Origin of the sequence: uncultured Psychrobacter sp., assembly GCF_947488565.1 — a bacterium.
Lineage (GTDB): Bacteria > Pseudomonadota > Gammaproteobacteria > Pseudomonadales > Moraxellaceae > Psychrobacter > Psychrobacter saeujeotis.
This window is the reverse complement of the sequence record NZ_CANKZC010000003.1, coordinates 383,645-407,590: the sequence shown is the minus strand read 5'-3', so window position 1 is coordinate 407,590 and position 23,946 is coordinate 383,645. Positions and strand designations below refer to the sequence as shown.

The following is a 23,946-nucleotide window of genomic DNA, read 5'->3' as shown; positions in this document are numbered from 1 at the left end:
AACTCAGTCGTTGAAAACACAAAAAAGGGCCCTTGATGCAATCCTCTTTACAGATAAAAGACTTACATTTATATCGACAAGACGAGCTATTACTCAGCCTAGATGAGCAGATTACTGGTGGTGAGATACTGACCGTCATGGGCCCATCTGGCAGTGGTAAATCGAGCTTATTGAACTGGCTAACAGGTACCTTACCGAATAATTTTGCCGCTACTGGTGAGGTCTGGTTAAATGATAAAAACGTAAGTCATTTGCCGACGCATCTACGGCATATTGGGGTACTGTATCAAGATGCTCTACTGTTTTCGCATTTATCGGTCGCAGGTAATATTGCTTTTGCGATGCCTAAAGGCAATAAAGTAGGCAATAAAAAACAGCGCCGTGAAAAAATAGCACAGGCTCTGGCACAAGTAGGTTTAGCAGGCATGGGAGATCGTCATCCTGATAATTTATCGGGCGGGCAACAAGCACGAGTGGCGCTACTTAGAACGCTATTGAGCGAGCCAAAAGCGATACTGCTAGACGAGCCTTTTAGCAAGCTCGATACCCAGCTGCGAGTAGATACACGGCAATTGGTATTTGAGCAAATCCGCACTCATAAGTTACCCGCTATCATGGTCACGCACGATCATAGCGATGCTGAGGCCGCAAAGGGTAAAGTGATTCATTTAGACCTATAACTTTAGGCCTATGCTTTTAGTTTCGAAACTTAGACATCAAAACAAAATATCGCTGATTCACTTTAAAACCGGTAATTCATTCCAGTAGCTTGCAGTTATTAGCGTATCGATTTTATTTAGAACCTACCATATAAAAGGCAAGTGCATGCTAGACAAGTTTCTCACGCCCATGATTAAACCGATACTCGCCCCTGTGGTCGTTGTATTGCACAAGCGCGGTATTACAGCTGACCAACTCACGTTAGCAGGTTTTTTAATCGGCATGTTAGCCTTTCCATTACTGGCGTTTGAGCTATGGTATGGCGCACTGGCAGCCATTGCATTGAATCGCGTTTTTGATGGTCTTGATGGCGCGCTCGCTCGTCATGCCAATCAAAGCTCAAGCGCAGGCGGCTACTTAGATATTACGCTTGATTTTCTCTTTTATGCAGCAGTCCCGCTTGGGTTTATCTTGGCAAACCCTGAACAAAACGCCATTGCAGGTGCGTTATTACTCGCCGCATTTATCGGCACAGGCTCTAGCTTTTTAGCCTTTGCGATTGCCGCAGAAAAGTTTAAACTGGATAGACCACAGTTCAAATATAAAAGTTTTTATTATTTAAACGGCTTGACGGAAGGCACCGAGACCATTGCGCTGTTTGTTGCCTTTTGCATTTGGCCGCAGCACTTTGTGCTACTCGCTGGCATCTTTGCCACGGCCTGCGCGATTACGATTTTTACCCGTATCCATGGCGGTTATCATACCCTTAAACAACTAGAAGCAGATGCTCATCAAAATATGTAGTTTGTACAAATCAAGAGGTAAGCAATGACTAACGAAGTATGGTGGCGGCTTGGATTCTTTTTGAGCATTTTAGTGATTATGATGCTGATTGAATGGCGCATGCCTGCCCGCACCGCGCCCATCAAAAACCGTAAACGCTGGTTTGCTAACTTTGGTTTGGTGTTTGCGTCATCTGTTATTGCTCGCCTAGCCGTGCCAGTTGGGCTAACAGCGGTGGCACTTTATAATCAGCAGCATGGAATTGGTCTATTCAATATAATTGATTTGCCAAGCTTCCTAGTCATCGTATTAAGCTTAATATTGCTCGACATTATTATTTACTGGCAGCACCGATTATTCCATCGTGTGCCTATTCTTTGGCGTTTGCATAAAGTCCATCATGCTGATGCGCATATCGACGCTAGCACAGGCTTAAGGTTTCATCCTATTGAGATTGTCTTAAGCATTTTAGTGAAGCTCGTTGCCGTCAGCTTATTGGGCGTTCCTGCCATTGCAGTGCTGATATTTGAGATTGCGCTAAATGGCTTGGCAATGTTTAATCATGCCAATATTCGTCTGCCACCTGCCATTGAAAAACCTGCGCGCCTCATATTGATGACGCAGATCTTGCACCGTATTCATCATAGCCAACGTGGCAGTGAGACCAATTCAAACTATGGTTTTAGCGTCATTTGGTGGGATTGGATTTTTGGTAGTTATAAAGGCGCTGCGCAGAAGCCTGATAATGAGCTCGATATTGGGCTAAAAGAGTATCCATCAGCCAAGCAAAATGCCTCACTATGGGGATTATTGGTTATGCCGTTTAGAAATAAGTGAGCCATAGCTAAATGCCAGAAAGCGTCAAATAACTGCACTCCCTATAAGCAACTGAAGCTGGCCAATCTGCTGCTATTTTGGGTACCTCGTGACCAGCGGCGAGTATTTTTGCAGCATTAATCCAGCCCGCATGACCAACAGCTAGTATTGGAGTGTGATCGGATTCAGTCGAAACTTTATTCAACCACTCTTTAACACGGTCAAATAGCTGCTGCAGACTTTCCCCATTATCGGGCGCGAAGTGCGCAAAGTTATTGCACCAATCATCAATCTCTTGCTTAGCGATTTGCTCCCAAGGGCGACCGTCCCATTCGCCAAAATCAATCTCAGCAAGCTCAGGGGCGACATGACAGGCAAAACCGCGCTGCGCCAATATCTTCCCGACCTTTAAAGAACGCTGTAACGGGCTTACCCAAATTACCTTTGGCAGCTGATGCCGCCGCACAAAACGCTCGATACGATGCGCCAGACGTTTTAATTTACGCCTATCTACTCCTACGTCTGTTTGCCCAATACAGATACCCTCAACAGCAATGGGTTTCGGGTGACGCCAGATATAAAGCCTCATTGATCAATTAGCCTTCTTTTTTGTAGCCAATCCGCTATAAAACGCACACAGTGCTACTGGGATAAATTTTTCGTAGCATCGAAACTGCGCAGGCACAGCAAGCAAGCAAGCAAGCAAGCAAGCAAGGAAAATTTACCCAGTAGCGCGTTATGATACTTGTACTCATTTCATTTAGGACTGATTATATACTTTAGATTTCTTTTGAATTATAAAAAAGGTATAGTCGCTGCCAAACCTGCATAAATGGCAACTTCACTCAGCTGTTGTGTCGCCCCTAGTCCATCACCTGTATAGCCATCCAGACGCCTACGTAATAAGCGTCGCATATAATTAGTGGCAACTAGCGCCAATACCAAGGCTAATAACCATTGACCAAGGCTAATCTGTTGTATGGCATTAGGAAATATAACCATTACTAAAACCCCTGCCATTAGCAACCAACCACTACTGAAAAACCCTTGTAGCGCTGTCAGCTGCTGCGCCATCGGTTTGGCTTTAGCATGCTCGACCTCACCGCCATACGGCAGCAGCGCAAGCAAGCTAACGCATAACAAACGCGACGCGGTATGACCAATAATCAGTGCAACGATAGCCACCGATAATGGCATAGCGGCTAATAAGGAGATTTTTAGCAATAATGCTGACACCAGACCTAACACGCCGTATGTGCCCAAACGTGAGTCTTTCATGATGGTTAAAGTACGCTCACGAGTCAGACCGCCGCCCAAACCATCACAGCTATCGGCAAGACCGTCTTCGTGAAAAGCGCCCGTGAGCTTAACCCCGAATACCGTACTTAGCACCGCAGCAACTAAGGGCGTAAATAGCACACTGCCGAGCCAAAATACGCCAGCGCAAAGTAGCCCAACCAGCAAACCGACTGCGGGAAAATGACGGCTGCTCTGGTGTAACCACTGCGGATTATAATTTTTGAATGGCGGCACGGGCAATCGCGTTAAAAACTGCATGGCAACCAGTAACAGTGTCCATTCATGTTTTATGAATTGACCAACGCTTTTAGGCGAAGACTGCTGTAACGGCTCTGGCTGATTTAACGCCTGTTTTGATGATTGCTTTGATGGCTTTTTTAATAATTGTGACATTAACTGTTTTGCTCACTAATACCCGCGTCACTAAAGCTTGCCATCTCATTGATAATGGCACAAGCGGACTGCAATAGCGGATAAGCAAGCGCCGCTCCGCTACCCTCGCCCAAACGCATACCCATATCGAGTAATGGCTCAGCGTTTAATAGTTTTAATAAATGCGCATGGCCTGGCTCGACTGAATGATGGGCAAATATGGCGTATTGAGCGACACCCGGCGCTAAGCGCTCTGCAGCCAATAACGCGCTACTGGCAATAAAGCCATCGATTAATAAAATACGGCGTTCACTGGCGGCCTGAATCAGCGCCCCTGCCATCATGGCGATCTCTAGCCCGCCCAATGCAGCAAGCGCGTCCAACGGAGACTGTGCCTCATTATGACGCGCCAATACTTGCGTTAAAATATCCGTCTTATGCTGTAATCCCGCATCGTCAAGTCCTGTACCGCGGCCGATACAATCAGCAATTGGCACATCGCCTAAACGTGCCAGCAAAAGACTCGCCGCTGAAGTATTGCCAATACCCATTTCACCAACGATGAGCAAATTACCCGCCAAGCCTTTAACCACTTTCATACCGTTTTCTAGTGTAGCTAAGCACTCCTCTTCTGTCATGGCGGGTTCTGTGAGCGCGTCTCGGCTACCACAGCGGACCTTATAATCGAGCAGTTGCGGATGGTCTTTAAAAGGAGAATTGGCAAAGTCTGCATCGACCCCAGCATCGACGACTTTTAGCTCGATATTATGCTGACGCGCCAAGACATTGATAGCAGCGCCGCCCTGCAAGAAGTTATAAACCATTTGCGCAGTGACGGCACTTGGATAGGCTGAGGTGCCATGCTTGGTTAAGCCATGATCGGCAGCAAATACTCGAATCTGTGGCTGATTAATATGCGGGGTTGTCGTCCCTTGAATCATGCCCAATTGCAGTGCCAGTGTCTCTAAGCGACCAAGTGCGCCAAGTGGTTTAGTTTTTGAGTCTATAATTTGTTGTAGCTGCTGACGTAGTTCATTATTTTCTATATTAGCAATGATCGGCGCGGTAAAGGTGGTCAAGGGAAGCATCCTAAAGTTTATAAATAAAACGTGGGTCTATGGTAGCAGATTATGCTTATTTTCTTGAGCTACCTATCTTATTCTCTAACAAATACACCAAGTAGCCATTTAAATTATTAAAAACGCTAGCCTTAAACAAATCATTAAACAAACTCTCTTATCTAGCTTATAACATTTGCTATAGAATGATGTCTTGAACATTCCTTAAGAAACACGTCTTAAAATAACAAATACTACAGCCCCATAGAGGTTACGATGATTGTATTTTGGCTTGTATTAACCATTCTTTTTATTATTTTTGCCACCGCAAAATTAAAATGGCATCCTTTTTTAGTATTGATACTATCGGCATTTTTGGTAGCGCTATTTTACCAGGTGCCCCTTGATACCGTTGCTAAGACTATCTCTGACGGCTTTGGTGGCATCTTAGGTTACATTGGTCTGGTGATTGTATTCGGTACTATTATCGGGTTAATTCTTGAAAAGACGGGCGCAGCAATTGTAATGGCCGAAACGGTTATTGACTTTTTAGGGCCACGCTTTCCTACACTAACCATGTCTATTGTCGGCGCCGTCGTCTCGATTCCTGTATTCTGTGATTCAGGATTTATCATTCTAAACTCGTTAAAAGAATCTTTAGCCGAGCGCTTAAAAGTATCAAGCGTGGCCATGAGTATTGCTTTGGCAACTGGCCTATACGCCACCCATACCTTTGTGCCGCCGACCCCAGGACCCATTGCTGCAGCTGGGAACTTAGGATTAGAGTCAAATTTAGGTTTGGTCATTATGGTTGGTGTTGTCGTCACGGCCGTCGCCGTATTGGCGGGCTGGTTGTGGTCAAACCGTTTCCTTAATGTCGAACCAGACAATATAGATGCCGAAAACGCCCCTGCAGCGACATTGCCTGATAATCTCAAAACACGCGATGATTATGGCAGTATGCCATCAGCGACCAAGGCGTTTTTACCGATTATCGTGCCTATCGTTTTAATATGCTTATCCTCTTTTGCCAATTTCCCTACCGCTCCTTTAGGCGAAGGCTTATTGGCTGACATACTCATATTTATTGGTAATCCACTTACTGCGCTGCTTATTGGTCTGTTTTTATCATTTTTATTGATAAATGGTAAAGAAAAAACGCAACAAGTTAGTGAGGCTATCTCTCAAGGTCTAGTCGTAGCAGCACCAATCCTATTGATTACTGGGGCTGGCGGCGCATTTGGTGCGATGCTAAAAGTCACACCTATTGGCGATTATCTAGGCACCACACTATCGGCATTGGGGCTCGGAATTTTTATGCCATTTATTGTGTCTGCTGCGCTAAAAACTGCGCAAGGCTCAACCACCGTCGCATTGGTCACCACCTCAGCGATGGTCGCACCGTTATTAGGTCAAATTGGTCTCGACAGTGAGCTTGGACGGGTGTTTTGTGTGATGGCAATTGGTGCAGGCGCAATGACCATCTCGCACGCTAATGACAGCTTCTTTTGGATCGTTAGCCAGTTTAGCCGCATGAGTGTGGCACAAGCTTACAAAGCTCATTCAATGGCGACTGGCATTCAAGGTATTACCAGCATATTGTTTATCTGGCTATTAACTTTGGTATTTATCTAATCATTGGGTTGTAAAAAACAAGTAATACTATAAGCAAAAACCACAAGCAAAGAGAAGCGCATGAAAATTTTAATCGCCCCTGACTCGTTTAAAGAAAGCTTAGCAGCGCTAGAAGTTTGCCGCGCTATTCAATCTGGGTTTCGTCAGATTTTCCCTGATGCAGACTATACGTTATTGCCCATGGCAGATGGCGGCGAAGGTACCTCAGCCGTATTATCTTATGTGCTAGGCGGACGCTGGAAAAACGTGGTTGTGAACGATCCGTTAATGCGACCGATTACTGCCAAGTATCTGCTACTAGAAAACAAGACAGCTGTGATTGAAATCGCTCACGCCTGCGGTCTGCATTTATTGACGACGGATGAGCGCAACCCGCTAGTCACGAGCACTTACGGGGTTGGCGAACTTATTGCTGATGCTTTGAGTGAGGGCGTCAAACGTATCATTATTGGTCTGGGCGGTAGCGCCACCAACGATGCTGGTCTTGGTATGCTCATGGCATTGGGAATGAATTTCTATGACCATGATGGCAAGTCTGTAGCGCAAGGCGGTAGCGAGCTTGCCAACTTAAAGCAGATAGACGGTACAAAGCTTCATCCAAAGCTGCAAGATACCGTCTTTGAGGTCGCCTGCGATGTCACCAATCCATTATGCGGATCCTCAGGCGCCAGTGCTATTTTTGGACCACAAAAAGGCGCCATTCCAGAGCAAGTGGCACGATTAGATAAAGCCTTAAGTCACTTTGCAATGGTATCTGGACAGCACGGCTATCAGGATTACCAAAATATCGCAGGCGCAGGTGCAGCAGGCGGTCTTGGCTTTGCCTTAATGACCTTTTGCGGCGCTAATCTTAAATCAGGCTTTGATACCGTCGCTGAGGCTGTCAGTCTAGAAGAGCATATTGCTAATGCAGATCTGGTCATCACTGGCGAAGGCAAGCTTGATGCACAAACTTTAATGGGTAAAGTCGCTGGCGGTATCAGTCAACTTGCCAAAGCCAGCCACAAGCCTGTGATCGCTATTTGCGGTAGCGTTGACGGCTTAAATCCTGATCAGACTACTCAATTTGACGTCGTCATGCCGAGTATCCAAAAGCTGGACACTCTTGATAAGGTATTAGGCAGTGCTTATGGCAGTATCGAAACTACCGCAGCCAATCTTGCGGCGGCTATGAAGTTAGGGCAAAGTATGAAATAAAAACAGCCTGCAAGCTAATTGATTGACTCACATTAAATCTAAATATCGCTATTTTTTATAATTTTACAGCCATTTTTTTATCTCGTTAATGACGGTTTGCATTCTGTTAGGTAGGGCTTGCTGGCGCCGTACGGCAAGATATAGTGTTTCACTCACTGGCACGGGCAAACGATGACTGCTAATAAGCTCAGGATTTGGATATGCTGCAACCGCGTGTGCTGGCAGCACGGTAAAGCCAAGCCCCCTACTAACAGGCTCTAAAATCAAACCAATTTGATTAGAAAAGCCCTTTTTCTTAAAGTCATTAATATGCTGGAACTCTCTATAATTGGCACTCAGCAGCATGCTGGCATGATGAGTACCGTCAGGATGATCGATAAACCCAAGCGCTATGAGTGTCTCCCAGCTTGGCTCATGAGTCATCACAAGCGTCACTAGTATGAGCGCTTCCTGAGCTATTGACTGGCAACTTATTCCTTCGTCATCTGAGATCTCCGTCATAAACCCAATATCAATGTCATGATTCGCAAGCGCTCGCTCTATATCGCTATTTGGCGCAAAGCGATAATCAATCACCAACTGCGGATACTGTTGTTGTAAGGTCAAAAGCTGCGGATACAGCTTTAAGCCCACGCTGCCAGGAGACATGAGTCTCACTATCCCTGCATAGGCGGGGTCGTCACCGATACGCTGTTCTAGATTTGCTAAGCGCTGCAAGATATCACCCGCCTCCCTATACAGCTCCTCGCCGGCATCCGTCAATGAAAACTGCTTCCCTTGGCGGATGAGCAAGTCGACATCTAACTGACTTTCAAGCTTACGTATGTGTTGGCTCACGCCTGACTGGGTCATATATAGGCGCTCGGCAGTGCGGGTAAAATGTCCCACTTCAATAAGGGTACAGAACGTACGTAGCCACGTGATATTCATCATTACGATAGATACTTATCTTTATAATAAATGATAATTTTACGTAATGGATATAGCTTTGTAAACTACTCTCATATCAAAACAGGAGTATGAATGATGAATAACGTTTATCCAAGAAGCTTTTCGCACATTGGCCTTTCCGTCCCTGATCTAGAGGCGGCAGTAAAATTCTATACCGAGGTGATGGGTTGGTACACCATCATGGAGCCGACTGAAATCATTGAAGATGACAGTCCTATCGGTGAGATGTGTACGGAAGTCTTTGGCTCAGGCTGGGGCAGTTTCCGTATCGCTCATCTCTCAACTGGTGACTGTATCGGCGTTGAAATCTTTGAATTTAAAAATCAAGAAAACCCTGAAAACAACTTTGAATACTGGAAGACAGGTGTTTTTCACTTCTGTGTTCAAGATCCAAACGTGGAAGAGCTCGCTGAACGTATCGTCGCAGCTGGCGGTAAAAAGCGTATGGAAAAACCGCGTTATTACTACCCCGGCGAAAAACCTTACCGTATGATTTATATGGAAGACCCGTTTGGCAATATCGTTGAAATATACAGCCACAGCTATGAGCTGATTTATAGCGAAGGCGCATATTAAATTATAGCGCTTAAGAGTAAAGTAACGGCTCATAATGAACGCTAAAAAAATCGGACTTATCTCTACATGTCGATTTATTTTTAATGAAGATACGTATAGCGCATTCATAATATGAGTGCGCTATTTTCATATGTGCAACTTCAATATCAGCAGCCTATTGTATAACTTATAAGTCATGCTACTATTTAGAGTATTATTCAGATGCCTTTTTAGATCTTTCCTTACGTTTACACACCAATTATCAAGGATGATAAATGAATACTACAAATACAGACGCCCCTACTACTGACACCAGCGAGCCATTAGTTATAAGAGAAGACAGTAAAGATGCAAGCGGCGTCGTCACTCTTACTTTAAACCGCCCCAAGCAATTCAATGCGCTATCAGTAGATATGTTATCCGCCATGCAAGCAGAGCTGGACAGCATCGCCCAAGATAGTAGTATCCGCGTGGTCGTGATCGCCGCGAATGGCAAAGCGTTTTGTGCAGGTCATAACCTAAAAGAGATGCGCGCACACTCAGATGAAGCATTTCACAGCGCATTATTTAAGCAGTGTAGTCAGATGATGCTGACCATCAATCAAATGCCGCAGGTTGTAATTGCCAAAGTACAAGGCATCGCTACCGCCGCAGGCTGTCAACTGGTGGCAGCGTGTGACTTAGCGGTGGCCTCTAATGATGCTAAGTTTGCGACTTCTGGAATAAATGTCGGACTGTTTTGTTCAACCCCTGCCGTTGCCGTCAGCCGTAACCTATCTCGCAAGCAAGCCTTTGAGATGCTAATCACAGGTGAGTTTATCGATGCAAATACGGCCTTGCAGCAAGGACTGATTAACCGTGTCGCGCCAGCGGATCAGTTGGATGGAACATTGCAGTCTCTAACCGATGCCATTACTGCCAAATCCTCTGTCGCGGTCAAAACGGGCAAAGATATGTTCTATAAACAGTTGGACATGGATTTAGCAGATGCTTATGAATATGCTGGCAAAGTGATGACTTGTAATATGATGGCAGACGATGTGACGGAAGGAATTGACGCCTTTATCGAAAAGCGCCACGCAGTATGGACGGGACGTTAATTACTTTACTAGCGTTTAGATGTCCTTATACTATCTATGCTTTTCTCCTACGCGATCTTGGACATCCGCGCCAATGACATGAGCGAGATGTCCGGTTTTAAGATAAACGGTAGCGCCTTCCTCGCCTGCTTTTATCTGTGGCTGCGCACCTGCGGGCAAGCGTAGCCAGCTACCTTGTTTATAGGTTTTATCGCCTTCTAGCAGCGTACCTTTGACCACCAGCAGTTCTGCACCACCCTCAATCGCTTGAGTCATGAGGTCTTGTGTAAACAACGTGTCACTTGCGCTCAACCGCTGCAAGCTCACCTGTTCGCTATCGTTTGAAAATAAAGCACATATCTCGCGGTTGCCGACTCGTTGCCAGTTTACGCTATCGTGCGTATCGATAGTGACATGGCGCTCTTCAGATGGTGACATCTGTCGCAGCTTTACAAAGATCACCGCACCTTCATCGCTATAAGGCGTATGGCCTGATGCTGGCGGATTGCGTAGATACCAGCCCGCTGGATAATGCTTATCATCAGCAGAAAACGTACCTGACAATACCAAAATCTCCTCGCCGCCCGGATGCTGATGATGCGGAAAATACGAGTTAGGCGCATAACGCACAAGGCTAGTCGCCCGCGCCTTTTCTGCACCCACGCGATCAAGCATGACGCGCTCGACACCATTCTGCGGTGATTTAATCCATTGATGCCCTTCAGCGCGTAATTCAGCGCGACGTGAAAAATCTGCATTAATTAGCATAGGATAGTGTCCAAATTCAATTTTATATAGCTGAGCGACTTAAAAATTTATACCAGTAGCACGTTTTAGTCGTTGTAACTTTTTTATTTAATACTAACTATAATAGCCCGCTTAATAATCAACCTTACCGCGCAATGCCTTGGTTTTGCCGCGCTGCGTCTTTTGATCGACACGTTTGCGCTTAGCGTTCATGCTCGGCTTAGTAGGTCTGCGAGCTTTAGCGACTTGGGTAGATTGCACGATAAAGGCTTTAAGACGTTCAAACGCGTCAATCTTATTGCGCTCTTGGGTACGGAATTGCTGAGCTTTGAGGACGAATACCCCCTCTTTAGTGACACGGCTGTCTTTGCTGTCTAATAAACGCTGTTTTTGTGTGTCATTCAGACTTGAGGCATTGATATCGAAGCGTAGATGGATAGCGGATGAGACTTTATTGACGTTTTGCCCGCCTGCCCCTTGCGCGCGGATGGCGCTAATCTCGACCTCACTATCGCTTAGGCTAATGTTATTGCTTATAAAAATCATAGTTGTCTTTTATTTCTTTTAAATTATTGGTTTTTTAATTGGTTTTCTCCTATATGGGGTGTGGTTGAGGATTTATAAATAGGGCGTTACTTCTAACATCTTATTGCATTGAACCAAGCATAGCGCCTATCACTAAAAACGGAATTGACAGCAGTATTTTAAAAACGGACGCTTTGCACTTTTCCCAGCGCGTAATAATAAAATATAAGTTGGCAAATGGAAGAAATAGATATAACAGACCCCAAAGTATGGATTCTTGAAAGGCAATAATAATCAGCTTAATCCCGTAGATAAAAGAGATGATGACACCAATAATAAATAAAACAATTCCTATGATCTCCATAGTTGCGCTCCAAAATAGTATTTCACTCAAAATGAATTTTTACTTCTTACAATAACTCAAACACTCGATTATGATAGCAGTTGAAATGCACCTACAATGCGCTCTCATTCACTCTCTACTGCTATATTCATTATTTGTAACGGCCAGTCACACCGCCATTGCTGCACAAGTATGTATATCTGCTAAAATTATGCCATGATGCTTATAATAACCAACAATAGACAAATAGAAAGGATTTGATATGCGCTTGGCATCCGTTTTTCAAAAAATGCACGACCGCACGCCCAAACTTGCCAAAGCAGTATCGCTAGCGACGGCGACGGGTGTCATCGCAGGAAATAGCTTCGCTGGCAGCATCCCCGTGTGGTTTATGGGTGCGACCAAAATGATTACTGGCGCAGCTATCGCTGACAAGGCGGTGATTAAAATCGCCAATCATTGGATTAATAGTAATAACGCGGTGATCGACATGGTGTTACCACAAAAAGACTGGCGCATCAGCCTACCTGATGACGTACATATAGACGGCAAATACCTACTGATTAGCAATCATCAATCATGGGTTGATACCAGTATTGTCCAGTATATTAGCCAAGATCGCCTGCCTTTGACGCGGTTTTTTACTAAGTTTGAATTGATATACATTCCTATCGTCGGTCAGACCTTTTACTTTTTAGATTTCCCCATGATGCGTCGGCATTCTAAAGCGGATATCGCAAAGAACCCTGCCTTAAAAGGTCAAGATCTCAAAGAAGCAAAACGTGCCTGCGCGCTGCTCAAAGACAAGCCTTTCACCTTGCTCAATTATCTAGAAGGAACGCGCTTTACGCCTGTTAAGCATGAAAAACAGCAGTCGCCCTACACGCACCTGCTCAAGCCACGAGCGGGCGGTTTGGCGCTGGCTATCAATGCCTTGGGCGCCGAGGTAGACGGTATATTGGATATGACGATTGTCTATCCTGATGGCGTACCGACTTATAGTGACTTGTGGAAAGGAAATATCAAGCGCTTGGGCGTCGATGTCCGCTATATCGACATACCAGATGGTTTATCTGTAGCTGTTCAAAATGGCGGTTACGAAGATGATGATGCCGTCAAAGCCAGAATGTTTGAATGGGTTGAACATATATGGCGTCAAAAAGATGCGCGCATCACCAAGATGCTGACTGACTTTGAAACATAGGATCTTGAAGCATAGGAGCCTGAAAGCTAGTTTCAATAAATAAAAAACGCCTCTTAAAAACAGCATAGTGCTGCTGGGATAAATTTTTTGAAGCCTCTGGAGTGCAAAGCGCACAGCAAGCAAGGAAAACTTATACCAGCAGAACGCTATTTTAAGCGTATCTCTTTTATTGTGAACTGACTATATTGTGAACTGACTACAGCGATTTAGAAGCTATTTTTAGATATAAAAAAACGCCTCCTACCTGATGACAGATAAGAGACGTTGATACTATTTTACTGCTATAAATTTAGAACGATAAATCACTTATACCGCGAGGCGCATTTTATTGATACGCATATCACCCGTCTCAACGAAACGTTGATGCCATGACAAAGCTTCATTTAAAAGGTGCGGGGTTTGTAAGCCACTGGCCTTAGCAGCACGGTCATAGTAATCTTGTAGCATTGGGCGATAGTCTGGGTGCGCACAGTTATCGATGATAAGCTTGGCGCGTTGACGCGGTGACTTACCACGCAAATCAGCAAATCCTTGCTCAGTCACCAAGAACATCACATCATGCTCAGTGTGGTCGTGATGCGATACCATCGGCACGATAGTAGAGATAGCGCCACCTTTAGCCGTAGATGGACTCACAAAGAATGAGAAATGCGAGTTACGAGTAAAGTCACCCGAACCGCCGATACCATTCATCATCTTGGTACCCATGATATGGGTTGAGTTGACGTTACCGTAAATATCCGCTTCGATCATCGCATTCATAGCAATGATACCTAGACGACGAATCACCTCTGGATGGTTGGTAAACTCTTGCGGGCGCAGTACGAGCTTATCACTCAAAAACTCAATATTGTCATTGAAACGCTTTAGCGCATCTGGGCTAAACGACAATGCCGTGGCCGACGCTGACTTCATTTTACCGCTAAGTACTAGGTCCAGCATACCGTCTTGCAGTACTTCGGTGTATCCCATCAGATCATCAAACGGACTGTCTTGTAGACCCATCAATACAGCGTTTGCCACATTACCCACACCAGACTGTAGTGGTAATAGGTTTTTTGGCAAGCGGCCTTTTTTGACTTCATGATCTAAGAATTCGATGATTTGTGACGCAATCGTTTTTGAGTTTTCATCTGGATCAGCAAACTTGCTATTACGATCTGGTGCATCGGTCATGACGATACCGATGATCTTATCAAGATCACACTCTAGATACGGCGTACCGATGCGATCATCTGGCTTGACAATAGGAATAGGCTGACGGAACGGCGGCTCACCAAGGTCTGCTGGGATATCATGCATGCCATCTAACATCATGCTTTGACGCGAGTTGACTTCGATGATGACTTTTTTGGCAGTTTTGAGCCACTGGTTATTAGTACCAATGCCCATTGAAGGAATGATTTTGCCTTCTGGGGTAATGCCTGTTGCTTCGATCAAGGCAATGTCCATATCGCCATAGAAGCCAAAACGAACTTGCTGCTCAAAGTGTGATAAATGCATATCAACATAGTGTGTGTTACCAGCGTTAATGTGGTTACGCATGGCAGGATCAGATTGGAATGGTGCACGAAAATTAATACAATTGGCTTCTGCCAATACCCCGTCACAGTCATGAGAGGTGGACGCACCCGTTAGCATACCGATACCGAATGCTTCGCCACGAGCATGAGCGTCTTTGGCACGATTGGCGATAGCAGTTGGTACAAATTTTGGGTAGCCTGCCCCTGTAAATCCTGCAACCCCAAGCGTCATACCATTTTGTACAAATGAAGCGGCCTGTTCAGCGGACATGATTTTTTCACGCAAACCTTCATGACGGACGCGCTCTTCGTGATTGATTGAACCCATAGCAATATTCCTATTAACTTCCTTATTAAAAAAACCTCAAAATAATGAATACTAAAACAGACATGACAATGAGGTAAATCTGCAACGAACCCGCTAACACGTTTTCGTTGTCGCATTTTGGACAATTTTTCGACAAAAGGCAAGCAGGTGCGCTTAAGTATAGACGTTTAACTTTAAAATTAAAGCGGTTCAAACGCCCTTTTATATGACAGTTACTCTGCCGATAGCGTGGCAAGTAGCTTATTTATCTCAGTCTTAAATTCTTTATCTTCAATTTTATTGGCACTGGTTTTGGCGTTTTTTAGATTGGCGAGAGCCGCGTCTTTTTGGCCCAACTCGATCTGTAACTCAGCCATAGAAAACGCAATTGATGCCATATGATCTTTTGAATTAATAGCAGTGGCTTTTTTGAGTGCTTTTTCATAAATGATGAGCGCAGCTTCTAAGTCTTCAGTGAAGTCAGCGAGTGTCTCCCATTGCTCTGGGTGGTCTTTATCGCTCTTCTCATTTTCGATGCAAAGATCTTTTAGCTGCCCGTATAGTGCGTCAAATGTCTCTTGATCGTTTTTGCTATCGGCTTCTAGTAGTTTTTCGGCTAGCACATAAATGGACTTATATATTTTGGTATTAATCATGACTGGTACCTTGTTGCTCTTAACTCACTGTTATCAATAAAGACGCGCTTGGTTTAGAGAAACTTCAATGTTAGTGGTTTTTAGAATTGGTAATTATAGCTTATATTGAACGTCTAAATGAGCGTTAAAAAAACAATGGTATTAGATAGTGTCTCACTAAAAAAGACACAATATTGATATCGTGTCTCTGATCATTTTATCTTTCTGATTGACCTTTGTTTTAAAAGCTCACCACTTGGGTTTTACCATCAACCATCAGTGCACCAATCTCAGCAGGGTCAGCTACGGTCACGCCGTCTATCAATACAGATTGATCGACCCCTTTACCTGGTAAATAAATGGCGCATACTTCAACTTTGGTATCAGTATTCTTCATGACCATTTTCATTAATCCTTGCGGACTCATATTTTTTGGCGGCTGTCCTGTCGTTGCGCTTGCAGGCGCATCACGTAAAGCCATATCGCCTGCTGGACCACATAGTAACACACGAGTATCAGCGCCTTGTTGAGCTGACTGCATGGTGAGTACCATCGACATCAGCTGTACTTGAGCATTATCTGAGGTAACATTGAGCAATACCGATGGAGTGGATGTTTTGTTCTCAGGCGTGACTTGACTTTTCTGCGACATCGCGTTGGTTGCGGTACAGCCAACCATCAGTGAAGTAGCACCTATCGCTAGTGCAGTGGCGAGGACTTTTTTCATGGTTTTCTCCAATCATTAGCTATTGTTTAAAAAGTTATCAACTTACTTTATAGTCTACCTTTTAATAACCATTTAATCTATAATATATTTAATTGTATAGCGTATATTGGAATGATGGGTAAACGGTAAGATAACTTTAGGACGTATTAAACATTCAACACGCTCTAAAGTTATTCGTTTAAGAAATGCGTACTAACTCTTTTTTTCTATCAACCCTGATAAAAACGCCTGTAAATTATCGTTGAGCTTTTGGATATAGTAGCCGCCTTCTACCAGTACAATCAAAGGCTTATTTAACGCTTTCATCTTTTGCGCCAATATTTTAAAGCCTTCTGTGCTGACTTTACATCTCGCTTCTGGATCATCTTTGTAGACATCAAACCCTAAGACGTGGACGATGACATCAGGATCAAAGGTTTTTATAGTATCGATGGATTTATCGACATACTCAAAGAAGCCTTCCTCATCAGTACCATGCGGCATTGGAAAGTTGACGTTATAACCCTCACCCTCACCCGTCCCTCTTTCAAACTCATGACCAGTGACGCCTGGATAAAAATTAACGGTGTCGCCATGTACCGAGGTATATAGGACATCACTGCGATCGTAGAATATCTCTTGAATACCCTGACCGTGATGCATATCGGTATCGATGATGGCTATTTTGGCGTATTTTTGTCGTAAGTGTTCTGCGATGATGGCGGCATTGTTTAGATAACAAAATCCACCTGCTGCGCTCTTGCGTGCATGGTGACCGGGCGGCCGTGAAAAGCAAAGTTGTACATCGGTGTCATTGCTTGAGTCGCTATCATCGTTAAGCAAAGCCTCAGCTGCATTAAGCGCCGTTTGCGCTGACCAATAGATAGATATCCATGAATGCTCACTGATTGGCGCGCTATCATCGGCCTGATATTTGGCCGCTTTTGCCATGATGCCCAGTCCAGGATTGTCATACGGCACAAAAATCCCTGTCTGTACTTGGTCTCCTAAGTCCTCTTCTACCGCCATCCATTCGTCATAGCCATGCTTTAAAAACTCAACATAACCAAAGTCATGCACCGCTAAGATCGGTCCCATCCCGACCTCTTTGGCATTTGTCACCTCGAGTCCCAATGCCGCTGGTGCTTTTAACATCTCAACCATACGCTCTGGTATCTCTAGCGGCTCATGCATTTTTCCATACGAAAAGTAAGGCAGTGGTCTATGCAGACTTAAGTTTTCATGACTGTATATTTTCACTCTGTACACTCCATTGTTTATGACGCAGTCCATTTTGTATGATGCCGTCATGGCCTTTTTTTATATGGCTAAAAGTCATCATATTATTATCACCAACCATTGAATATATGCCAGTGCCTAATCAGAGTCAAATACAAATAAAGATTCTATGCTGCAAACGTGACTACAGCATAGAATCTTTAATGACCCTTGTTATCAGTAAAAGTGGTTTTAAGATTTAAACGTCTGTACGGTTTGGATGAAGGTGAATTCTTTTAGGCCAGCTTCTCCAAACTCCACCCCAAACCCTGAATCTTTCACACCGCCAAATGGCGCATCAGGCTGAATCATGGCATGATTATTGATCCAAACCGTACCGCACTCTAAGCGAGAAGCAATTTTTTGTGCCTTTTCGATATTCTGCGACCACACTGAGCCGCCAAGCCCAACTTGCAAGCGATTGGCACTATCTATCGCCTCTTCCACATCGCTAAATTTAATGATAGGTAAAATGGGCCCAAATTGTTCTTCATCGACCAGCCTTGCCCCATCATTAATATTGCTCACGAGCGTGATTGGATAAAAATAGCCGCTCTCATCCGTGACGTCACCGCCGCATAAGAAGTTGGCGCCGCGTTCTTTGGCATCTTTGGCAAGTGCTTTGACGATATTAAGCTGCTCTTGATTCTGTAGCGGTCCAAAGTCAGTATCTTCATCAAAGCCATTGCCCGTTTTCATGCTATTGGCCATGTTCGTTAAAGCTTCACATAGCTCGTCGTGCACAGATTCATGGACATAAAGGCGCTTTAGGGCAGCACAAGTTTGGCCATTATTAATAAAAGAGGTCGCAAATATCTTTGGCGCACAAGCGGCAATATCGGCATCTGCTAAGACAATACCTGCATCGTTGCCACCAAGCTCTAGTGTCAAGCGGGTAAGATTGTCAGCTGCACTTTTCATAATGGCTTTGCCCGTGGGCGTCGAGCCTGTAAATACAATTTTTTGAATCTCTTGATGTGACGTCATCGCAGCCCCAATCTCCCCTTCGCCAGTCACTATATTTAACACACCAGCGGGCAAAATGTCTTTAGCGATTTCACCGAATCGTAACACGGTCAATGGGGTCATCTCAGAGGGCTTCATGACGACGGTATTACCTGTCAATAGTGCAGGGATAATGTGCCAGATACCTATCAGCAATGGGTAGTTCCACGGCGTAATCGAACCTACTACTCCAAGCGGCTTGCGATGTAGCTCTATATGTGCAGTATCATTATCCTGAATGACCTGCGGCTCCAATGTCATACTGGCGGTCGCGCGTATCCAAGCGAGTGTCCCACCAAACTCAAAGCCTGCACCCAGATCTGCAAAGCCTTTGGTCGGCTTACCCTGCTCTTTGGTCAGTAGCGTCATCAGCTCCTCAGCGTTATCTTCGATAGCATCAGCAAGCTGCATCAAACGATCTCGGCGCTCCTCATAAGTCAGCGCCGACCAAGTAGGGAACGCTGATTTGGCCGCTGCCACCGCCTCATTTAACTGCACAGTGGTAGCCTTTGGGCAGCGAGCAATGACAGATTTGTCCGCTGGATTGATAACGTCAAAATAGTCAGTGGTGCCAACACTTTCACCGTTGATAATTAAATTAAATTCTTTCATTTTTTTACTCTTATGGTTAAGGTTATGGCCTAATACTCTAAAGGTGTTTATTTACTTAAGTATTTATTTGCTTTCGCTCTCACCTTTATCTTGATTCAAATGCAGCGATGGCGTTTCATCAAAGAAATTCCACGGTTTTAGTAGCACGTTTACCCATTCTGTCGGCATGATAGGCCACTCTTCAGCACGGGCAATATGGGTAGTACCTGTCGTTAGCCACACCACCAAGTCTTTGTTATGGATGTTTTCATCGTCTTTCGTAAACTGCCCTAAGCCAGTATCTTTGTCAGAGCGATTGGGATATTTGCCTTCTGGATATTGCTCATCTGCATCATAGTTGGTCACCCAAATTTGTTTATCCATAAAATTAAGACGATTGTATATCCACTCATCATCAGCGAAGTTGGCGCCTTTTGCGATAGGATGAGTCCCGCCTGCAAACGGAATCATTTGATACGATACCGGATTTCCCATACGGTTCTCTTTGCTTGCATTACTGATTAGGCGCACAGAAGCAGGATCGAAGTTTTCTTTGGCGGCAGTCTCGGTCACCACTGTGGTTTCGCGAGTCTCCATAGCACTGGTACGCGGCCCTCCGCGTGTATTGTCAGCGACGATGGGATCTATACGTTTAATATGATTGGTCTCGCCATCGACATCCATATCTAAGCGGAAGTTATAGATATGCTGGTGCGTGGGACCGACGATATTATGATCAATCAACGTACCATAGCGAGTGTCTTCTTTGGCCGTTGGATCATGCATGGTTTTTGCAAGTACACCTTTAGCAGCCTCGATACCAGTGGCTCCAGCGTCGATACCGATCGTACCGTTTGGCTCAAACACCCAGTCAAAAATATAATCATAGTTACCTATCGTACTTATCCAGCGTACGACCAGCTCTCGGCGCTCAGTACTGACGTTTTTTTGCCCCATTTCTTGATGCTTAAACTCAGGACCTGCATAACGCTCAAACACTGCAATGGCATTCGGAATGGTATAAGGATTGCCTTGATAGTCTGGTAGCACAGCGTCAAGGAGTACGGCGTTTTCTGGTGCATCGACATTCTTTTCTAGTGGCGAGGTCAGAGTTCCCATGCCGTATTCACCAGCATCAAGATAAGACTTAAAGTACCAGCCCATATCTGGATCGCCATAAGGCACGACCATACCGCCCAAGTTGCCTTGATACATGATTTTGCGATCAACGCCTTTATCATTAAAAGTGACCGTACTAAGCTGTAGGCCTGTTCGACTGTCTAAACCAATATGAAACTTCCAGTTGTGCCATTCAACGTCTCGGCCGGTGATGGTATAGTTTTTGCCCTCTGGTTCGATGATATTTAACGGCTTACTGGTGACAATATCTTGGTCACGACCATCGATTGGACGCGGGGTCATCGGCACTGGAATGACACTACCTTCCTCTATTTTAATGATTTTTTTCTCATCCAAATCTACCACTGCTACTAAGTTTTCGATAGGGTGCGCCCAGTAGTTGCCATCGCCCACATCTAGATAAGAGACGATTTTAAGGACGCGCAGCTGCTGATCTAAATTGTCCTGATCACCGAAATATCCAACGGTCAGCGGCGTTCCGACAACCTTAGTCACATCATCTATACCATGTTTTTTTAACGCCACTTTGTATTCAGGGCTATTTTGGATAATGTCTTGTATGGCATAAAAATCATCTACCAGCACCATACCAAAGGTATCTTCTATCGCATTCCAACTGGTTAAGGCGTTTTTGTTTAAGTTTGCTTCACCTTCAATGACCGTATTGCCTTTCAAAATACTAAAGGTTGCCACGCGATCGCCCTTATAAGGCCTGTCTTCAGTGACATTACGCCATACTGCATCTTTATCAGGCTGTTTTAGGCGGATATCAGAAAACCGTAGATTGGTCTCAGTAGGCTTGGCTTTTTTGATAATAGCCAATGTTTGCTCAATCTCCTCAGCACTTAACACATTGAGTGGGTGCGGGCTTTGCTCTATTTTAAAGGTTTGATCCAAACCTGATTGCAAGATTTCATTTGCCAATGAATCAGGTACTAAAGCTTGTCCATCTTTTATAATAAGCGGATTGGTAATGGTTAGAGACTGGCCGTTCACCATGGCAGTTTTGCTGTTGGGTTTGATCTGTACGCGGGTAGAGTTCTTGGTGATGGTATACATCTCGGCATAACTATCATATTCAACGTCTGCACCCGCGGTACTCATCGCCTCCTCGATCGGAACCATATTGACTTTGCCGCCATGAGCAAATGCTTGCGCGCTATATGCAAGCGCCAGACTGGCCACCAATGCAGTAAAAGTTGATTTTAACGCCCTAGTAGTGAGATTTTTATTGGTTTTATTATTGAGTTTTTGCTTATTATAGATGGAGTTATGAGCATGTATCATTGACGACTTCCTTATCGTATTGAGGTATAGAGATAGCATCTACTAACTCTGAGACGAATTCCATTTCGTACTTGGTAGTGACCGGTAGACAATAAAAAAGCTTAGTAAATACGCTATAGGCGACTCATTTTACGATCAAACCGTTATTTACTATAGCAACAGTTATATTGCAGGACAATAACTCATCTCTATTTTTTATTAACGCAGCTTCACAGTTAATTTGTTCCTATGTTTAGATCATATAAATTGCATATAGAGTATAAATACAAAAAACCGCATGATATTAGCATCATACGGTTTTGCTATTTTAAGCGCTGTCGCTATTATTTCACACTACTTATTTGCTACCCATTTACTACTAAGCAAGCATACCGCCATCGACAACGACCGTCGCGCCTGTCGTATAGCTTGACGCATCAGACACTAAGTACAACACCGTACCTGCCATCTCGTCTGGATCGGCTACGCGTCCTAACGGTATTGAATGTAGCGCCATTTTTAAGACTTTATCATTGGTGGTCAATGCTGAGGCAAATTTGGTATCGGTCAGACCTGGCAGCAGTGCATTGACGCGAATATTTAATGGGCCACATTCTTTAGCAAAAGCTTTAGTCATGCTAATCACTGCTGCTTTAGTAATTGAATAGATGCCTTGCTTATCACCCGCGACCAAGCCATTGACCGAGGCGGTGTTCAAAATCACCCCGCCGCCCTGCTCGCGCATCATCTTGCCCGCAGCTGTCGACATAAAGAAATAACCACGAATGTTAACTTCCACAGTCTTATCAAACGCTGCCAAATCCGTATCTAAGATATGCCCATAATAAGGATTGGCGGCGGCGTTATTGACTAAGATATCAATTTGACCAAATTCGCTCTTGATATGCTCAAAAACCGCCTCAATCTGATCCATCTCACCCACGTGACAGGCAAAGGCGCTGGCTTTGTGGCCGTCGGCGACAATGCTATCAGCGACGGCTTGGCAAGCATCAATCTTACGGCTAGAGACAATGACATGTGCGCCTCTAGATGCTAATAGACGGGCGATAGATTCACCAATACCACGGCTCGCGCCAGTGACTAAAGCAATCTTACCCGTTAAATCAAATAAATCTTTCATCACTATTCCTTATATTTTTGTAAAGTATTAAAAGTAAATCTCATTTTCAACTATTTTAGTTTTTTGGCGTAGGCTGGGTTTTTAACCCAGCTGTGAAAATTTATAAAAGTAAAATGCTGGGTTCAAAACCCAGCCTACAACTATTCCTTATATTTTGAATTAGCTATTCATTTTTCAATTTTTTATCGGAAATACTTAATAAGTTATAATCGAAAAACTGCAAACTCATTACAAGGCAGCCGAGCGTAGATAGTACAAATAGTACATCGAGCGAGGCTAACGCCGTAATGGTTTAGCAGTTATTTGATTATTAAGCCAACATGCCACCATCGAGGGTAAACGCATGCCCATTCATAAAACTGCTTTCATCACTCGCCAGCCAAGCAATCGCACCAGACACTTCATCGACATCTCCTAAACGGCGCATTGGGCTGGCTTTGATGGTTGCTTGCTGGGCGCGCTCGTCCATATTTGCCATGGTATTACGCACCATCGGCGTATCGATAAAGCTCGGACATACCGCATTAAAGCGGATATTGACGCGCGCATATTCGTGAGCAGCAGACTTGGTTAGCCCCATGACACCATGCTTTGCAGCGCTATAAGCTGATAACAGCGGCGCAGAACGCAAACCCGCGATAGACGCCACATTGATCACATGGCCGCCGCCATTGGTCGCCATACAAGCGACAGCAGCGCGCATACAATGCCAGACGCCTTTGAGATTAACAGCGATATTACGATCAAAATCATCATCGCTTAGCTCGTGCATCGGTGCTGGCTTGTGATCGATGCCAGCATTGTTTATCACCACATCGAGGCCACCGAGCGTTTCCATCGCAAAGGCAAATAGCGCACGTACATCATCGCCGCTGGTGACATCGACTTTTTGAAACATGATACTATTGCCCGCATCTTGTCCTTGCTTAGCAACGGCTGTGCCCATCTCTTCGGCTAAATCGCCAATCACGACTTTGGCCCCGCGACTGGCAAGCAGTAGCGCACTTGCGGCGCCGATACCAGAGGCCCCGCCGGTGATTAAAATACGTTTACCAGTTACGTCTGAGGCAGCTCCATTTGTATTTAACGTCATATAACATTCCTTTAAAAGAGTTTTATTTTATCTGGTG

23 protein-coding genes are annotated in these 23,946 nt (G+C 44.6%); 8 read left to right on the top strand and 15 right to left on the bottom strand.

Going from position 1 to position 23,946, the window contains the following annotated elements; all coding sequences use genetic code 11:
• The first annotated feature begins 35 nt into the window (after nt 1–35).
• The 3 genes from Q0890_RS08850 to Q0890_RS08840 all read left to right on the top strand — a co-directional run bounded on the left by Q0890_RS08850 (nt 36) and on the right by Q0890_RS08840 (nt 2,280).
• On the top strand, nt 36–680 hold the full coding sequence (locus Q0890_RS08850; protein ID WP_299219613.1) for an ATP-binding cassette domain-containing protein: 645 nt from the start codon (nt 36–38) through the stop codon (nt 678–680).
• 145 nt (nt 681–825) lie between these two features.
• The gene (locus Q0890_RS08845; protein WP_299219610.1) at nt 826–1,464 is read left to right on the top strand and encodes a CDP-alcohol phosphatidyltransferase family protein; all 639 of its coding nucleotides are present in this window, start codon (nt 826–828) and stop codon (nt 1,462–1,464) included.
• Nucleotides 1,465–1,488: 24 nt separating this feature from the next.
• Nucleotides 1,489–2,280, top strand: a complete 792-nt coding sequence (locus tag Q0890_RS08840) for a sterol desaturase family protein (RefSeq protein WP_299219607.1) — start codon at nt 1,489–1,491, stop codon at nt 2,278–2,280.
• A gap of 7 nt (nt 2,281–2,287) precedes the next feature.
• On the opposite strand, the gene Q0890_RS08835 is transcribed toward Q0890_RS08840, so the two are convergent.
• The 3 genes from Q0890_RS08835 to cobT form a co-directional block, all read right to left on the bottom strand.
• On the bottom strand, nt 2,288–2,848 hold the full coding sequence (locus tag Q0890_RS08835) for a histidine phosphatase family protein (RefSeq protein ID WP_299219604.1): 561 nt from the start codon (nt 2,846–2,848) through the stop codon (nt 2,288–2,290).
• Nucleotides 2,849–3,054: 206 nt separating this feature from the next.
• The gene (gene cobS / locus Q0890_RS08830) at nt 3,055–3,951 is read right to left on the bottom strand and encodes an adenosylcobinamide-GDP ribazoletransferase (RefSeq protein ID WP_299219601.1); all 897 of its coding nucleotides are present in this window, start codon (nt 3,949–3,951) and stop codon (nt 3,055–3,057) included.
• Nucleotides 3,951–5,018 (bottom strand): nicotinate-nucleotide--dimethylbenzimidazole phosphoribosyltransferase, encoded by a 1,068-nt coding sequence (cobT, locus tag Q0890_RS08825; protein ID WP_299219599.1) that lies wholly within the window; start codon nt 5,016–5,018, stop codon nt 3,951–3,953. Before cobT ends, cobS begins: the two co-directional genes overlap by 1 nt.
• 246 nt (nt 5,019–5,264) lie before the next feature.
• Between cobT and Q0890_RS08820 the strand changes: the two genes are divergently transcribed.
• A complete protein-coding gene (locus tag Q0890_RS08820) occupies nt 5,265–6,623 on the top strand; it encodes a GntP family permease (RefSeq protein ID WP_299219597.1) in 1,359 nt (452 codons plus the stop codon).
• A 60-nt stretch (nt 6,624–6,683) separates the two neighbouring features.
• The gene (locus tag Q0890_RS08815) at nt 6,684–7,820 is read left to right on the top strand and encodes a glycerate kinase (RefSeq protein ID WP_299219594.1); all 1,137 of its coding nucleotides are present in this window, start codon (nt 6,684–6,686) and stop codon (nt 7,818–7,820) included.
• 63 nt (nt 7,821–7,883) lie between these two features.
• Here Q0890_RS08815 and Q0890_RS08810 read toward each other — a convergent pair whose 3' ends face one another.
• The gene (locus Q0890_RS08810; RefSeq protein ID WP_299219591.1) at nt 7,884–8,753 is read right to left on the bottom strand and encodes a LysR family transcriptional regulator; all 870 of its coding nucleotides are present in this window, start codon (nt 8,751–8,753) and stop codon (nt 7,884–7,886) included.
• Between the two features lie 90 nt (nt 8,754–8,843).
• Here Q0890_RS08810 and Q0890_RS08805 point away from each other — a divergent pair, with 90 nt between their 5' ends.
• Together Q0890_RS08805 and Q0890_RS08800 are read left to right on the top strand one after the other, a co-directional pair.
• Nucleotides 8,844–9,347: a lactoylglutathione lyase family protein gene (locus Q0890_RS08805; RefSeq protein ID WP_299219588.1), complete on the top strand. Its 504-nt coding sequence runs from the start codon at nt 8,844–8,846 to the stop codon at nt 9,345–9,347.
• A 254-nt stretch (nt 9,348–9,601) separates the two neighbouring features.
• On the top strand, nt 9,602–10,426 hold the full coding sequence (locus Q0890_RS08800) for an enoyl-CoA hydratase (RefSeq protein WP_299219586.1): 825 nt from the start codon (nt 9,602–9,604) through the stop codon (nt 10,424–10,426).
• A gap of 30 nt (nt 10,427–10,456) precedes the next feature.
• On the opposite strand, the gene Q0890_RS08795 is transcribed toward Q0890_RS08800, so the two are convergent.
• The 3 genes from Q0890_RS08795 to Q0890_RS08785 all read right to left on the bottom strand — a co-directional run bounded on the left by Q0890_RS08795 (nt 10,457) and on the right by Q0890_RS08785 (nt 12,041).
• Entirely contained in the window at nt 10,457–11,173 is a 717-nt protein-coding gene (locus Q0890_RS08795) for a cupin domain-containing protein (protein WP_299219584.1), read from the bottom strand.
• Between the two features lie 111 nt (nt 11,174–11,284).
• Nucleotides 11,285–11,698, bottom strand: coding sequence for an alternative ribosome rescue aminoacyl-tRNA hydrolase ArfB (gene arfB, locus Q0890_RS08790; protein WP_299219583.1), 414 nt, complete (start codon nt 11,696–11,698; stop codon nt 11,285–11,287).
• A gap of 100 nt (nt 11,699–11,798) precedes the next feature.
• Nucleotides 11,799–12,041: a hypothetical protein gene (locus Q0890_RS08785; protein WP_299219581.1), complete on the bottom strand. Its 243-nt coding sequence runs from the start codon at nt 12,039–12,041 to the stop codon at nt 11,799–11,801.
• A gap of 241 nt (nt 12,042–12,282) precedes the next feature.
• On the opposite strand from Q0890_RS08785, the gene Q0890_RS08780 reads away from it, so the two are divergent.
• Nucleotides 12,283–13,224, top strand: coding sequence for an acyltransferase (locus Q0890_RS08780; RefSeq protein WP_299219579.1), 942 nt, complete (start codon nt 12,283–12,285; stop codon nt 13,222–13,224).
• Between the two features lie 306 nt (nt 13,225–13,530).
• Here Q0890_RS08780 and Q0890_RS08775 read toward each other — a convergent pair whose 3' ends face one another.
• From Q0890_RS08775 to Q0890_RS08740, 8 genes are all read right to left on the bottom strand, one after another.
• Complete coding sequence (locus Q0890_RS08775; RefSeq protein ID WP_299219578.1) at nt 13,531–15,075, bottom strand: acetyl-CoA hydrolase/transferase family protein; 1,545 nt, start codon at nt 15,073–15,075, stop codon at nt 13,531–13,533.
• A 212-nt stretch (nt 15,076–15,287) separates the two neighbouring features.
• Nucleotides 15,288–15,710 carry a tetratricopeptide repeat protein gene (locus Q0890_RS08770; RefSeq protein WP_299219576.1) on the bottom strand — a complete coding sequence of 141 codons (423 nt, stop codon included), beginning with the start codon at nt 15,708–15,710 and terminating at the stop codon, nt 15,288–15,290.
• 220 nt (nt 15,711–15,930) lie between these two features.
• Entirely contained in the window at nt 15,931–16,416 is a 486-nt protein-coding gene (locus Q0890_RS08765) for a hypothetical protein (protein WP_299219574.1), read from the bottom strand.
• 192 nt (nt 16,417–16,608) lie between these two features.
• Complete coding sequence (locus Q0890_RS08760; RefSeq protein ID WP_299219572.1) at nt 16,609–17,655, bottom strand: histone deacetylase family protein; 1,047 nt, start codon at nt 17,653–17,655, stop codon at nt 16,609–16,611.
• A gap of 210 nt (nt 17,656–17,865) precedes the next feature.
• The gene (locus Q0890_RS08755) at nt 17,866–19,290 is read right to left on the bottom strand and encodes an aldehyde dehydrogenase family protein (protein ID WP_299219570.1); all 1,425 of its coding nucleotides are present in this window, start codon (nt 19,288–19,290) and stop codon (nt 17,866–17,868) included.
• 63 nt (nt 19,291–19,353) lie between these two features.
• Complete coding sequence (tynA, locus tag Q0890_RS08750; protein ID WP_299219569.1) at nt 19,354–21,696, bottom strand: primary-amine oxidase; 2,343 nt, start codon at nt 21,694–21,696, stop codon at nt 19,354–19,356.
• A 358-nt stretch (nt 21,697–22,054) separates the two neighbouring features.
• Nucleotides 22,055–22,819, bottom strand: a complete 765-nt coding sequence (locus Q0890_RS08745; protein WP_299219567.1) for an SDR family oxidoreductase — start codon at nt 22,817–22,819, stop codon at nt 22,055–22,057.
• Nucleotides 22,820–23,126: 307 nt separating this feature from the next.
• Nucleotides 23,127–23,909 (bottom strand): SDR family NAD(P)-dependent oxidoreductase, encoded by a 783-nt coding sequence (locus Q0890_RS08740; RefSeq protein ID WP_299219565.1) that lies wholly within the window; start codon nt 23,907–23,909, stop codon nt 23,127–23,129.
• Nucleotides 23,910–23,946 lie beyond the last annotated feature (37 nt).